At 37.0% G+C, this 14449-nt stretch carries 13 protein-coding genes and 1 riboswitch; all 13 genes read left to right on the top strand.

Going from position 1 to position 14449, the window contains the following annotated elements:
• Positions 1-26: 26 nt before the first annotated feature.
• The 13 genes from AB8U03_RS08310 to gcvT all read left to right on the top strand — a co-directional run bounded on the left by AB8U03_RS08310 (position 27) and on the right by gcvT (position 14448).
• Positions 27-1067, top strand: a complete 1041-nt coding sequence (locus tag AB8U03_RS08310; protein ID WP_369704080.1) for an ABC transporter permease — start codon at positions 27-29, stop codon at positions 1065-1067.
• Positions 1068-1089: 22 nt separating this feature from the next.
• Positions 1090-1878, top strand: a complete 789-nt coding sequence (locus AB8U03_RS08305) for an ABC transporter permease (protein WP_369704079.1) — start codon at positions 1090-1092, stop codon at positions 1876-1878.
• Between the two features lie 33 nt (positions 1879-1911).
• The gene (locus AB8U03_RS08300; protein WP_369704078.1) at positions 1912-3423 is read left to right on the top strand and encodes a nitrogenase component 1; all 1512 of its coding nucleotides are present in this window, start codon (positions 1912-1914) and stop codon (positions 3421-3423) included.
• Positions 3424-3499: 76 nt separating this feature from the next.
• Positions 3500-5026, top strand: a complete 1527-nt coding sequence (locus AB8U03_RS08295; protein WP_369704077.1) for a nitrogenase component 1 — start codon at positions 3500-3502, stop codon at positions 5024-5026.
• 1 nt (position 5027) lies between these two features.
• Entirely contained in the window at positions 5028-6404 is a 1377-nt protein-coding gene (locus AB8U03_RS08290) for a nitrogenase component 1 (RefSeq protein WP_369704076.1), read from the top strand.
• Between the two features lie 62 nt (positions 6405-6466).
• Positions 6467-7303 (top strand): nitrogenase iron protein, encoded by an 837-nt coding sequence (gene nifH / locus AB8U03_RS08285; protein WP_369704075.1) that lies wholly within the window; start codon positions 6467-6469, stop codon positions 7301-7303.
• Positions 7304-7553: 250 nt separating this feature from the next.
• Complete coding sequence (locus AB8U03_RS08280; RefSeq protein ID WP_369704074.1) at positions 7554-8015, top strand: DUF523 domain-containing protein; 462 nt, start codon at positions 7554-7556, stop codon at positions 8013-8015.
• A complete protein-coding gene (locus AB8U03_RS08275; RefSeq protein WP_369704073.1) occupies positions 8008-10353 on the top strand; it encodes a DMSO/selenate family reductase complex A subunit in 2346 nt (781 codons plus the stop codon). Before AB8U03_RS08280 ends, AB8U03_RS08275 begins: the two co-directional genes overlap by 8 nt.
• A gap of 16 nt (positions 10354-10369) precedes the next feature.
• Positions 10370-10951, top strand: a complete 582-nt coding sequence (locus AB8U03_RS08270; RefSeq protein ID WP_369704072.1) for a DMSO/selenate family reductase complex B subunit — start codon at positions 10370-10372, stop codon at positions 10949-10951.
• Between the two features lie 13 nt (positions 10952-10964).
• Complete coding sequence (locus AB8U03_RS08265; RefSeq protein WP_369704071.1) at positions 10965-11615, top strand: TorD/DmsD family molecular chaperone; 651 nt, start codon at positions 10965-10967, stop codon at positions 11613-11615.
• 64 nt (positions 11616-11679) lie between these two features.
• Complete coding sequence (gene proC / locus AB8U03_RS08260; protein WP_369704070.1) at positions 11680-12522, top strand: pyrroline-5-carboxylate reductase; 843 nt, start codon at positions 11680-11682, stop codon at positions 12520-12522.
• A 24-nt stretch (positions 12523-12546) separates the two neighbouring features.
• Entirely contained in the window at positions 12547-13002 is a 456-nt protein-coding gene (locus AB8U03_RS08255) for an L-2-amino-thiazoline-4-carboxylic acid hydrolase (protein WP_369704069.1), read from the top strand.
• Positions 13003-13189: 187 nt separating this feature from the next.
• Positions 13190-13282: riboswitch (glycine riboswitch) on the top strand.
• Positions 13283-13341: 59 nt separating this feature from the next.
• Positions 13342-14448 carry a glycine cleavage system aminomethyltransferase GcvT gene (gene gcvT / locus AB8U03_RS08250; protein WP_369704068.1) on the top strand — a complete coding sequence of 369 codons (1107 nt, stop codon included), beginning with the start codon at positions 13342-13344 and terminating at the stop codon, positions 14446-14448.
• Position 14449: the final 1 nt, after the last annotated feature.

Raw genomic sequence — 14449 nt, 5'->3', positions numbered from 1 at the left:
TTTTAAATTGTAGGAAGTGTTACAAAATGCAAAAGGAAATAGATATAGGCTATAAATATTTTGAATATTATGGATTGAAATATTGTGGAGTGATATTGATATTGGTTTTGTGGCAGGTCCTGCCTGAAATTGGAGTCTTGGATCCACAGTTTGTACCTCCATTTTCCAAAGTCCTGGGTCAATTATATGAGTTATGGATTAATAATGGATTATTGATTCATATTATAGTAAGTCTCTGGAGGGTGATTATAGGACTTCTCATAGCAATTGTGATTGCAGTGCCCCTTGGATTTTTACTTGGAGGATGGTTTACTTATATTGCAGATATTTTAGATCCGCTTTTTAGAATACTTTCACAGGTAAATCCATTTTCACTTATGCCTATATTTATTTTATTCTTTGGCATAGGAGAAGCTGCAAAGTTGTCAGTAGTTGCATGGGTTTGTATGTGGCCTCTTTTGTATAATACTATATCAGGGGCCAGGAGAGTAGATCCTGTTTTAATAAAAACTGCTTTATCCATGAATGTGTCTAAATTTCAGATGTTAAAAAAGGTAATGATACCAGCAGCAGGTTCAGCTGTATTTCTAGGGCTTAGAGTAGGGGTTGAAATGTCATTTTTTATGCTTATAGCAGCCGAAATGATAGGTGCCACTGCAGGTGTAGGATGGCTTTTTCATAATTCTGCTATGAATAATCAGATACCTAGAATGTATGCTGCTGGTGTATGCATTATAATTCTGGGGATAGCTTTAAATAGATTTTTAATATATATTCAAAATAAATTGTTTTCATGGAAGGAATCCTCACATATTTTCAGTTTTACAAAATGGAAAAAGACTATAACCAAGTTTAATGGAATTCAAGTGACTGGTATAGCTGTATTTATGGCTGTAGTTATCGGAGTGGGAAGTTATATGGCACATGTGTCTAAAATTGCAGGTACTGACAGCGGCGTTCATATGTATCATATGCATATGAATGAAAACAAAGATGTCAATGTTAAATATGATAAAGGTGAAAATCAACATAAGGATATGAAAATGGACAAAGATATGAATAAATAAAGTTGTTCGGGTGGGGGGGCTAATGAAATTCAGTAAAGATACTTTTTATAAATTTTTGGTGATATTTATATTTATTGCAATATGGGAAATTGTAAGTAGGCTGGGAATAGTAAATCCATTATTTATCCCACCATTTACAAGTGTGATTTTAACTTTAAAGGATATGTTTATATCGGGAAATCTTATTGTAAGTATAGCGATAAGTGTTGAAAGAGCATTGGTGGGGTTTGTAATCTCAATTATAGTTGGAATATCTCTTGGCTTTTTACTTGGAGGATGGTTCTCAAAATTGGATTTAATGGCAGAACCTGTTATAGAAATTTTTTCTCAAGTGAATCCATTTATATTGTTTCATGTTCTCATTTTGTTCTCAGGTATTGGTGAGATCCCTAAAATAGCAATAATTGCATGGACATGTACCTGGCCTATAATGTTTAATACCATATATGGTATTAGACATATTGATTCTTTAATAGCAAAAGCTGCCAGGGGATTTGGCCTTGGAAGATGGAAATTTTTTTATAAAGTAGTTATGCCCTCAATTTTGCCTTCAGTTTTTGTGGGAATTAGAATTAGTGGTGGATATTCATTTTTTATGCTTGTAGCTGCAGAAATGATGGGTGCCAGTTCAGGATTAGGATGGCTTATTTTAAATAACCAGGAAAATTATGCCATAAAAAATATATTTGCCATTGCCATTATCATAGCTTTTCTCGGACTATTAATGGATACTATAATAAAATTTATTCAAAATAAATTTGTAATTCATAGAAATGAGGAAATGTTCAATGGTGTAAATTTAAATATGTAAATACTTTTATAAGATAATGGGAGGTTTTAATTTATGAAATTTGATTTAAATACTTCTGTGGTAAAAACTCGTGAAGAACGTCTTGGTACTATTATTGGCTGGAAAACAGGAAAAGCTTCCGAGCTCTCCAAGGATTCTTCATATACCTGTGCGGGCTGCAGGGGAAATGGTGGAAAAAGGCTTTGCGAAACCATAGGACCATTTACTCAAGGTTCAGGATGCAGTGAGCAGATGGTGGAGTGTCAGGCCGGAAATATAAGAGATGCAGTTTTGATTCAACATTCACCTATAGGCTGCGGTACAGGGCAAGCAGCCTATAATTCCATATACAGAAATGGACTGGCAATCAGAAATCTGCCAGTGGAAAATATTAAAATAATTAATACCAATATAAAAGAGACAGATATGGTGTTTGGAGCTCTTGGAAAATTGGAACAATCCATAAGAGATGCCTGGAACAGACATCATCCCAGAGCAATTTTTATTGCAACTTCCTGTGCCACAGGAATTATTGGAGAAGATATAGATAGTGTGGCCGGCAAAATGCAGGAAGAGCTTAAAATACCGGTTATTCCCATGTACTGTGAGGGATTTAGATCCAAACACTGGAGCACGGGATTTGATGCTACCCAGCATGGAATACTGAGGCAGCTGGTACGTAAAAATCCAAAGAAACAGGAAGATCTTGTCAATGTAATAAATTTATGGGGAAGTGATGTATTTACACCAATACTTGCAGAACTGGGACTCAGGGTCAATTATATAGTGGATTTGGCAAAGGTGGAAGATCTGGAACAGCTTTCAGAAGCTGCAGCTACCGTGGGATTTTGTTATACTCTGTCTTCTTATTTAGCTGCTGGCCTTGAGGAACAATTTGGGGTTCCCGAAATTAAAGCTCCACAGCCCTATGGTATAGCAGGAACAGATGCCTGGATAAGAGAACTTGCAAGAGTTACCCACAGAGAAGAAAAAGCAGAGGCATATATAGAAAGAGAACATAAGAAAATAGCTCCAAGACTTGCCGAGCTTAGAAAACTTCTTAAAGGAAAAAGAGGCTATGTGGCCACAGGTTCTGCATATTCACATGGACTCATTGCGGTGCTTAAAGAACTAGGTGTGGAAGTGGATGGTTCACTGGTTTTCCATCATGATCCAATATATGATAGTAACGATCCAAATAAAGATTCATTGAAATTCTTAGTAGATAATTATGGGGATGTACCAAACTTTACAGTAAGTAACAGACAACAGTATCAGTTTTATATACTGCTTAAAAATGTAAAACCTGATTTCATTCTTATAAGACATGCAGGTCTTGCACCATTGGCTTCCAGAATGGGTATACCTTCGGCACCACTTGGAGATGAACATCATGCAATAGGTTATGAGGGAATTTTAAATTTAGGTGAAACTATTTTGGATATACTCGCCCATAGAAAATTTCATAAAGATTTGAAGGAGCATATTAAACTTCCTTATACAAAATGGTGGCTTGCTCAGAAAAGCCCTTATGTACTTAAAAGAAAAAAACTTGTAAAGGTATAGTAAGGTTTAGAAATGGGCAGAAGATGTTTCAATTGTTGAGTAAATGTTTTATTGAATTGAAAAGAGGGTATGATTTATGAAACTTGATTTGGATACTTCTGTGGTGAAAACCAGAGAGGAACGTCTTGGAACAATAATAGGCTGGAAGACGGGAAGAGCTTCTGAACTTTCAAGAGATTCTGTGTACACTTGCTCCGGGTGTAAAAGTAATGGAGGTAAAAGACTTTGTGAAAATATAGGACCTTTTACACAAGGATCTAGCTGCAGCGAAAGAATGGTGGAATGTCAAGCCGGCGAGGTCAGGGATGCAATTCTCATTCAACATGCTCCAATAGGCTGCGGTACAAGTCAGATTGCATGTAATTCTATATATAGAAATGGTCTCAAAAACAGGAAATTGCCTATAGAGAACATGAAAGTGATAAATACCAATATAAAAGAAACGGATATGGTATTTGGAGCTGATAAAAAATTGGAACGATCTATAGAAGATGCCTGGGAGAGACATCATCCCAAGGCAATCTTCATTGCAACGTCTTGTGCCACAGGAATTATTGGAGAAGATATAGACAGTGTAGCCATGAAGATGCAGAAAAAGTTTAAAATACCAGTTATTCCAATGTACTGCGAGGGATTTAGATCCAAGCACTGGAGCACAGGTTTTGATGCGGTCCAGCATGGAATATTGAGACAGATAGTGCGAAAAAATCCCAGAAAAAAGCAGAAAGATCTGGTGAATGTAATAAATCTATGGGGAAGTGATGTTTTCACGCCTATATTATCAAAGCTCGGGCTAAGGGTCAACTATGTTGTGGACATGGCTACGGTAAGTGATCTGGAACAGCTTTCAGAGGCTGCGGCCACAGTTTCCTTTTGCCATACACTGTCTTCTTACCTGGCAGCAGGTCTAGAACAGCAGTTTGGAGTTCCTGAAGTTAAAGCTCCGCAGCCTTATGGCATAGCAGGGACAGACGCCTGGATAAGAGAAATAGGCAGAGTGACCCACAGGGAAGAAAAAGCAGAAATATATATAGAAGAAGAACACAGAAGAATAGCTGCTGAAATTGAAAAGCTTAGAAAGTCCCTAAAGGGTAAAAGAGGTTATGCAGCTACAGGTTCCGCATATTCCCACGGACTCATTGCAGTGCTTAAAGAACTGGGTGTGGAAGTGGATGGTTCACTGGTATTCCATCATGATCCTTCCTATGACAACAACGATCCTAAAAAGGATTCCCTTAAATTTGTAGTAGATAACTATGGTGATGTACCAAACTTCAGCGTGAGCAACAGACAGCAGTATCAATTTTATAGTCTGCTTAAAAATGTGAGTCCTGATTTTATTATCATAAGGCATGGGGGGCTTGCGCCATTGGCTTCCCATATGGGAATTCCGGCGGTTCCCCTAGGGGATGAACATTATGCTGTAGGTTATCAGGGAATTATAAATCTAGGAGAAGCTATCTTGGATATACTGGCACGAAAAAAATTTCATCAGGATCTGAAAAAACATGTTAAACTGCCTTATACAAGATGGTGGCTTCAACAAAAGGATCCTTATATATTGCAAAAACAAGGTTCATTTGTAGAGAATAGGAGTGAATAAATTGATAGATTTAGAACTGAAATGCAAAGATACAAACAAAGCTGTAAAAAAATCAAATTCAATTGAGCAGATAAGATATGGCTGTGCTCTTGGAGCCATGCATACTGCTTTTGCAATTCCAAGAGTAATACCAATTGCCCACTGCGGTCCAGGTTGTGTGGATAAACAAACAGCCAACATAGCTTTTTATAATGGGTTTCAAGGAGGAGGTTATGGTGGAGGATCAGTTGTACCAAGTACTAATATTTATGAAAAGGAAGTTGTATTTGGTGGAGAGGACAGATTGAGAGAACTTATAGATGCCACCTTTAAAGTCCTGGATGCGGACTTGTTTGTAGTTATGACAGGCTGTATTCCAGATACTGTAGGTGATGATGTGGGATCTGTAGTAGGTGAGTTTCAGACAAAAGGTCTTCCTATAGTTTATGCAGAAACAGGAGGATTTAAGGGAAATAATTTCACAGGGCATGAACTGGTTACAGAAGCCATCATAGATCAGTATGTAGGTGATTACAATGGGTCTCTTGAAAAGGGACTTGTAAATGTATGGTCCCTGCTGCCTTTCCACAATACTTTCTGGAGAGGTGATCTGGTGGAAATAAAGAGGATACTGGAGGGGGTGGGACTTAAAGTAAATATTTTATTTGGACATGAGTCCCAGGGAGCAGCAGAATGGAAAAATGTAAAGAAGGCTCAATTCAATCTGGTTTTATCTCCATGGCTGGGACTTAAAACTGCAGAACATTTAAAAGAAAAATATGGTCAGCCATATCTTCATATTCCCACAATTCCAATAGGAGCCAATGAGACCAGCAGTTTTTTAAGAAAAGTGGTGGATTTTGCAGGAATAGATAAAAGTAAATCAGAGGAATTCATAGAAAAAGAAGAAAAAAAATACTATGAGTATTTGGAGGATTTTTCCGATTTTTATGCAGAGTACTGGTGGGGGCTTCCTGCAAAATTTTCTGTCATAGGCGATAGTGCATATAACCTGGCATTGACTAAGTTCTTGGTAAATCAACTGGGACTCATACCCGCAAGGCAGATTATTACTGAAAACCCGCCTGAAAAATATAGAGATGCTATCCGTAATGAATATCAGAATATAGCAGAAGATGTTTCTACTGATGTTGAATTTGAAGAGGACAGCTATGTGATTCATCAAAAAATAAGGGAAACTGATTTTGGTCATAAACCACCTATTATTTTTGGAACCACCTGGGAAAGAGATCTTGCTAAGGAGTTAAAGGGATTCATAGTGGAAGTAGGGTTTCCAGCATCCTATGAAGTGGTTTTATCAAAATCTTATGTAGGATACAAAGGGGCACTTACATTGATTGAAAAAATATATACCACCATAGTAAGCGCAAGTGCATAGTTTTTTTGAGTATTAATTCTAATACAAAATTTTATAATAAAAAAGATATGGAGGAATAATATATGAGACAAATAGCGATTTATGGTAAAGGCGGCATAGGTAAATCAACAACTACACAAAATCTGACAGCAGGATTATCTGAAATTGGGAAAAAGGTAATGGTAGTGGGATGCGATCCAAAGGCAGATTCTACAAGGCTGCTTTTAGGCGGACTGGCACAGAGGACAGTACTGGACACATTGAGGGAGGAAGGCGAAGACGTAGATCTGGATTACATTTTGAAAAGAGGATTTAACGGCATAAGATGCGTTGAATCCGGTGGCCCTGAACCGGGAGTCGGATGCGCGGGAAGAGGTATTATAACTTCTATAAACATGCTGGAGAGGCTGGGTGCATATACAGAAGATCTGGATTATGTTTTTTATGATGTACTAGGTGATGTGGTATGCGGAGGTTTTGCTATGCCTATTCGGGAAGGAAAGGCAAAGGAAATATACATTGTGGCCAGCGGAGAGATGATGGCACTTTATGCAGCTAATAATATATCAAAGGGTATAAAAAGGTATGCCAACAAAGGTGGAGTGAGACTTGGTGGAATAATATGCAACAGCAGAGTGGTGGATAATGAAGAGGAACTTTTGAAGGCATTTGCCAAAGAACTTGGTACACAACTGATTTATTTTGTTCCCAGGGACAATGTGGTACAAAGGGCAGAAATTCATAAACAGACTGTTATAGAATTTGATTCAAATTCAAAACAGGCAGAGGAGTACAGATCTCTTGCAAGAACAATAGAGGGAAACAATAATTTTGTAATACCAAAACCTATGTCACAGCAGAGATTGGAGGAAATATTCCTGGAGCATGGTCTTATAGACAAAAATTTAAGTGCTGTCTAAAATATTATCATCAATTTCATAATGAGCTTTAAGAGGTGGGGAAATATAACTTCCTGTGGACTTTTCAGCAGGGAGTTTTTATTTTTTTAATGTTATAATATTAAGTAATTCTAAGGTTTGGTGGATTTTCGTACCCAATCTTAGAAGAGCTAATCCAGGGGCATAGCAGTGCTTATTATCCACCACTTTATTTATAAAGCTGGGGTGTTAGCAATGGTGACCTTCGGATAAACTTGGAGGGATAATTATAATGAAAAGAAAAATTTTAGTGAGTTCATGTCTGTTAGGGCAAAAAGTACGTTATAATAATGGAGATGCAGCTTGTTATGATCCTCGCTTTCTTAAGTGGCTCAAAGAAGGACGAATGATAGGTATTTGCCCGGAGGTATATGGAGGGCTTCCTGTTCCAAGACCGGCTTCCCAGAGACAAGGAGATAAAGTAGTTACTAGTACTGGAGTAGATGTGACTTGTGAGTATGAAAAAGGAGCACAGGCAGCCCTTTCTCTGGCAAAAGCTGAGAATGTAATATTTGCCATTCTAAAGCAGAATAGTCCGTCTTGTGGAAGTTCATGTATTTATGATGGAACATTTACCGGTACTAAAAAGTTAGGCCAGGGGAAAACCACTGAATTACTGAGGCAAAATGGTATTAAAGTGTTTGGGGAAGATCAATTAGATGAAGTTGAAAGGGAAATAGGAGTAAATGAATAAAGATAAGTTAAAACTTTTAAATATTGATTATAAGGATCTGAATTTTATAAGAGACCTTATTCAAGAGGATGGCTTTTATCCTCTTGAATCAAATTTTAGTATGGATGAAGAAGAAAAAATTGTGCCCACATCGGGATCACATAACTGTGGTGGGAGGTGCATTATAAAAGCACATGTTAAAAATAATCGTGTGATGAGAATATCCACTGAGGATGACATTCCTGATACAGAAAAAATGCCACAGCTTAGGGGATGTTTGAGATGCCGCTCTTATCGCAATCGCATGTACAACTGTGACAGGTTAAAGTATCCTATGAAACGCAGGGGAAAACGGGGTGAAGGCAAGTTTGAACCCATTAGCTGGGATGAAGCCCTGGATACTATTGCAGACAATTTAAAAAGACTTATGTATAAATACGGACCGGATTCCATATATATTCAATATGCCACTGGAAATGAAGGAAAACTTTCAGAGAATGTCTGGATGAAAAGACTTCTTGGAATGTATGGAGGGTATTTATCCTATTATGGAACCTACAGCACAGCCTGTACCCAAGCGGCCACTCCCTATACTTTTGGTACTATATATACTGGAAACAGCAGGGAGGACTGGGTTAATTCAAAACTCATCATTTTGCTTGGATTTAATCCGGCAGATACAATACATGGCACAAATACTTCCTATTATCTTAAAATGGCAAAAAAGGCAGGAGCAAGGATAATAAGCATTGATCCTATTTATTCCAATACTGCAGTTGCCCTTGCAGATGAATGGATTCCAATTAGGCCTACTACAGATAATGCACTACTTGATGCAATGGCATATGTTATGATTACTGAAAACTTGCAGGATCAGACATTTCTAGATAAATACTGCCTTGGTTTTGATGAGGAACATATGCCACCGGGTATTCCATATGGAAATTCCTATAAGAACTATGTGCTTGGAAAGGGAAGTGATAAAATACCAAAAACCCCTGTCTGGGCTGAAGCTATTACAGGGGTACCCAGAGAAACTATAATCAGATTGGCAAGAGAATATGCTTTAAATAAACCAGGTGCATTGATACAGGGTTTTGGACCTCAAAGACATGCTTATGGAGAGCAGATAGCTAGAGGCGGAACGGTTCTAGCTTCTATGACAGGCAATGTGGGTATTAGCGGAGGCTGGGCATCAGGTACGGGATATCCAGTTAGAGAAGGTTATGTGGCATCAATTCCCCATTATAATCCCAATAAAAGTAAAATTTCCATGTTCAGCTGGCCGGATGCCATAATCAGGGGCAAAGGTATGGGATCCAATCTTGGTGTTAGAGGGACGGACAAGTTATCTTCTAATATAAAACTTATATTTAATTTAGGGGGAAACTGTATTGTAAATCAACATACGGATTCAAATGGTACTGCAAAGCTTTTGGAAAATGAGGATTTGGTAGAGCTTATCGTGACAAGTGATCACTTTCTAACTGCAAGTGCAAAACTTTCAGATATAATACTGCCTGCAGATGATATGATGGAGAGGGAAGACATAGTTACGCCCTGGGGATTCGGTGATTATGTACTCTTCATGAATAAAGCAGTTGATACTTTGTTTCAGTGCCGAAATGCCTATAAATGGATAGAAGATTTATCACGGAGGCTTGGACTTCTAGAAAAATTTACAGAGGGAAAATCATTAGATGACTGGATAAAATACCTTGTTGCAAAAACAGCTGATAAAAACCCCGGCTTCCCATGTTATGAGAATTTCAAGAAAAAAGGAGTGTATCGCTGGATTTATGATGAACCCTGCATTGCCTTTAAAAAGCAAATTGAGGATCCTGTAAACAATCCATTTTCAACGCCTTCAGGGAAAATAGAAATCTTTTCGACGAAATTGTGGAAAATGAACAATCATAAAGAGATTCCAGCAGTTCCTAAATATATTTCTGCATGGGAAGGACCGGAAGATCTTCAGGCAGAAAAATATCCTATTCAATGCATAGGACATCATTCAAAGAGAAGAGTACATTCAACTTTTGACAATACGAGCTGGATGGAGGAAGTGGAGCCTCAGAGGGTGATTGTAAATTGTGAAGATGCAAAATCCAGGGAACTTCAAGATGGAGACATGGTTAAAGTACACAATGACAGAGGTACTATAATTTTACCTGTAAAAATCACCAGCAGGATTATGCCGGGAGTTGCTTCCATACCTCAGGGAGGTTGGTGGATTCCAGATGAAAAGGGAATTGACAGGAGAGGATGTATAAATGTTTTAACCAGATACAAGCCAACTCCATTGGCTTTTGGGAATCCATCCCATACAAGTTTAGTTGAAATAGAAAAAGTATATTAAAGGGAAGTGCTTGAAAATGTGCGGACAACTGGCATTTTATTTTGAACAGAAAAATTGTACAGGTTGTAATACATGCAGCATAGCTTGTAAAGATAAAAATAATTTAGAGGTAGGACAAAATTTTAGAAGAGTGTATGAAGTGTCTGGCGGCAATTATACAAAAAGGGGCAGGGCCATTATACCTAATGTATATGCCTTCTGGATTTCAAGTAGCTGTAATCACTGCATTGATCCTGCATGTATAAAAAACTGTCCTGTGGGAGCAATTAAAAAAAGAAAAAAAGATGGGATTGTATATATTTGTGAAGATATATGTATTGGATGTTGTAATTGTATTAAGGCCTGCCCATATAAAGCACCTCAATATGATGCCCGGGTTAAAAAAGTTAGGAAATGTGATTTTTGTATGGATTTGCTGGATGAGGGAAAGCCTCCAGTCTGTGTGGCTGCCTGCCCAATGAGGGTTTTAGATTATGGCCCCTTAAATTTGCTTACAGAGAAATATGGAAATGCTTGTGAAGTAAAAGGTATGCCTGAAGGGAGTATTACAAAACCTGCGTTAGTAATTACTCCACATAAAGATGCATTAAAAACATAAGGAGAATTTTTTTATGGATGATATGAAATTGTGGTTTATGGAAAAAGAAGCTGTATATTCCACACTGGCCCTCTTTTACAGAGGCAGCTTGAGTAGAGGATTGAAAATTTTAAGAGGTACTGATTTACTGGAAAAACTTTTTAAATGGGAAAATAATTTGACTGTCTGCCGTAAAGCTGCGATAATATTAGGTGAAATAAATGGGAATCATTTGAATCCTAAATACAAGGAAGAATTATTAGAGGATTATCAGAGATTGTTTATTGGACCGGGACATATTTTAGCACCTATGTGGGAATCTGTATATGAGAGTAAGGATAGGCTTATTTTTGGAAAATCGCAACTTTCCGTAAGAAAATTTTATGGTGAATTTGGACTAGGGGTGAGCCCCAAGGAGCCAGCAGACCATTTGGCTTTTGAACTGTTTTTTATGGCAAGACTTTGTGATGTTAAAATGGATGATGATTTGCAGAACATAGTAAAGGCTTTGTCAGCAATGGAAAAGTTTTTAAAAGATCATTTATGCAAGTGGGTCCCTAGCTGGAGAGATTGTGTAAATTCCAGTGCCAAAACTAGATTTTGGATTGAGTTTTCAAATATGACAGAAGGCTGGATAATGGATAATTTAGAAGAAATAAAAGAAATTCGCAGGCTTGTCTTGTAATATGTTTTTAAATTAGATGAGTTTGTGTTGATAATATAAATTGAATATTAGGGAGGGCAAAATTGTGACATTAGGTAAAAAAATTGGATTTATTGGCGCTGGACAGATGGGTGAGGCTATCATTAGAGGATTGCTCCATTCAGGACTTTTTGCATCAGATGAAATTTATGCTGTGGATGCTTCAAGTTCCAGACTTGAATATTTGAAGGATAATTTGAAAGTCTGTAATATTGCAAGTGATGGTAAAAAAGGATATAAGTACCTTGTTGATAACTGTGATATTGTGGTTTTTAGTATAAAACCTCAGGTGTTAAAAGAAGTTTTAGGGAGTTTAAAGGATTTGGATTGGGATAGAGAGAAACAGTTTGTAATCTCCATTGTCGGGGGTATAAATACTTCGTTTATTGAGAAGTATTTAATGGATAAGGTTCCAGTGGTTAGAGTTATACCAAATACTCCTATGCTTGTTAATGCTGGGGCATCTGGAGTTGCAGGGGGAAAAACTGCATCTGAAGAACATACAGAATTGACTCTTAAAATTTTTGGAGCCCTTGGATTGACTTTTCATGTACCTGAAAATTTAATTGATTCCGTAATGGCTATAAGTGGATGTGGACCTGCGTACATATATATGCTTATTGAAGCTATGGCAGATGGCGGTGTGGAATTGGGCATACCTAGAAATATAGCACAAACTTTAGCAGCCCAGACAGTTATGGGTTCAGCTAAAATGGTTTTGGAAACTGGAGAGCATCCTGGGAGACTTAAAGACAATGTATGTTCTCCAGGTGGCTCCACTATTGCTGGAGTCAGAACTCTGGAACAGGGCAAATTTAGAGGAACTGTTATGAATGCCGTGGAAGCTGGAAAGACAAAAATGGAAGAAGTTGCAGAGAAATCCAAATAAATATTTTTAAGAGGTGAAAATAATATGATTAATATAAGAAGCAAAGATGAGCCTGTGGGAAGAATGGCTAAACTTATGGCTGGAATATTTTATTTTATGGCCAAAGAGATGATTGATAAACTAGGTGAGGATAAAGGAAAAGAGGCAATAAGAGAAGCTGTAACTAAGTTTGGAGAATTGAGAGCGGAAAATATGAAAGAAGAAGCTGTGGAGAGAGGACTTAAGATAAATGCAGAAACTTATGCCAAGGTAAAAGATATGCCTAGTATTTCCTGGGAAAGTGATCCTCACAATCCGGGCGATATAACTTACTGTCCTATGCATGATATGTGGAAACAGCTAAATGGAGAAGATATTGGAGCATTATATTGTGAGATAGATAAGATATTATATGACAAATTCAATATAGAATTTGAAAGACCACTCTGTAAGACAGCAGGTGATAAATGCTGTAGATTTGTGGTTAAAGATAAGAGATAATTTTATAAAAATCAATAAATAATATGTATTGTTTTTATTGAAATTATATGGAGCAAGGTGTATTATTAATGTAATAAAAGTTAAAAATTGGATGAACACAGCGTGAGATAATATTTGTTAACCGAAGGAGCAATGATGTACAGTCACAGTGTACACTCAAAAACTTTCAGGTAAAAATAGCGCTGTAGGACAGAACTCTGGAAAATCTGTTTTTTAACAGTACCGAAGGTGAAAGGTATTTGATATCGAAACTCTCAGGTAAATAAACAGGGATATGTGGACTAATTAGTCTTCATGTCCTTTTTTGTGTTATATAAAAATATAATAGGAGGTTTTGTCATGGAAAAATTAAAAAGAACTGCACTGTTTGATTCCTATGAAAAATATGGAGCAAAAATGATAAACTTTGCAGGATGGTCTATGCCGGTACAATTTGAAGGTATAATACCTGAGCATGAAGCAGTCCGAGAAAAGGCCGGATTATTTGACGTTTCACATATGGGTGAAGTGGACATAATGGGAAAAGATGCACTGCAATTTGTCCAGAATTTAATTACAAATGATGTATCTGTGCTTGAAGAAAATCAAATACTGTACACTCCTATGTGTTATCCAAATGGAGGCATTGTGGATGACATTATAGTTTACAGATTCAATAGTGAACATTTTTTCCTGGTGATAAATGCCGCAAATATTGAGAAAGATATTGACTGGATGTTGAGTAACAAGGGGAGTTTTGATGTTGATATCAAAAATATATCTTCTTCTATTATACAGCTTGCCATTCAGGGTCCAAAAGCTCAAAAAATACTTCAAAAGCTTACAAATACAGATTTAAGGGAAATCAAATTTTTCTTTTGTAAAAGAAATGTACTTGTTTCAGAGAAAGAATGCATGGTATCAAGAACTGGATATACAGGGGAAGATGGATTTGAAATTTACACTGGCACTGAAAATGCAGAGTATTTGTGGGATAAAATACTTGAAACCGGAAGGGAAGAGGGTATAAAACCAGTAGGGCTTGGTGCAAGGGATACTTTGAGGTTTGAAGTAAATCTACTCCTTTATGGAAATGAACTTTCAGAATCCATCACCCCTCTTGAAGCTGGAATTGGATTTTTTGTGAAACTTGATAAAAAAAGTTTTATAGGCAAGGATGCTCTTTTAAAACAGAAAAAGGAAGGGCTTAAGAGAAAAATAATTGGACTTAAAATGAAGGAAAGAGGCATTCCAAGGCATGGATATGAAGTTTTTGCAGAAGATAAAAAAATAGGTGAAGTGACTACAGGGTATCGTTCCCCATCACTTAAAAAGAATATAGGACTTGCCCTTGTGGATTTTAAATATTCTGGACTTGGAACTGAGATCTTTGTAAAAGTGAGAGGTAAACTTTTAAAAGCGGAAGTGGTAGACAAGAAATTTTATAAAAAAAATTATAAAAAATAAT

The organism is Clostridium moutaii (assembly GCF_041205085.1).
Lineage (GTDB): Bacteria > Bacillota > Clostridia > Clostridiales > Clostridiaceae > Clostridium_B > Clostridium_B moutaii.
This window is presented reverse-complemented; position numbering and strand designations above follow the sequence as displayed.

Excerpts from the sequence above, each read along its gene's own strand:
- AB8U03_RS08310 (WP_369704080.1), top strand. The coding sequence starts at position 27 with ATGCAAAAGGAAATAGATATAGGCTATAAATATTTTGAATATTATGGA.
- AB8U03_RS08305 (WP_369704079.1), top strand. The coding sequence starts at position 1,090 with ATGAAATTCAGTAAAGATACTTTTTATAAATTTTTGGTGATATTTATA.
- AB8U03_RS08300 (WP_369704078.1), top strand. The coding sequence starts at position 1,912 with ATGAAATTTGATTTAAATACTTCTGTGGTAAAAACTCGTGAAGAACGT.
- AB8U03_RS08295 (WP_369704077.1), top strand. The coding sequence starts at position 3,500 with ATGAAACTTGATTTGGATACTTCTGTGGTGAAAACCAGAGAGGAACGT.
- nifH (WP_369704075.1), top strand. The coding sequence starts at position 6,467 with ATGAGACAAATAGCGATTTATGGTAAAGGCGGCATAGGTAAATCAACA.
- AB8U03_RS08280 (WP_369704074.1), top strand. The coding sequence starts at position 7,554 with ATGAAAAGAAAAATTTTAGTGAGTTCATGTCTGTTAGGGCAAAAAGTA.
- AB8U03_RS08275 (WP_369704073.1), top strand. The coding sequence starts at position 8,008 with ATGAATAAAGATAAGTTAAAACTTTTAAATATTGATTATAAGGATCTG.
- AB8U03_RS08270 (WP_369704072.1), top strand. The coding sequence starts at position 10,370 with ATGTGCGGACAACTGGCATTTTATTTTGAACAGAAAAATTGTACAGGT.
- AB8U03_RS08265 (WP_369704071.1), top strand. The coding sequence starts at position 10,965 with ATGGATGATATGAAATTGTGGTTTATGGAAAAAGAAGCTGTATATTCC.
- AB8U03_RS08255 (WP_369704069.1), top strand. The coding sequence starts at position 12,547 with ATGATTAATATAAGAAGCAAAGATGAGCCTGTGGGAAGAATGGCTAAA.
- gcvT (WP_369704068.1), top strand. The coding sequence starts at position 13,342 with ATGGAAAAATTAAAAAGAACTGCACTGTTTGATTCCTATGAAAAATAT.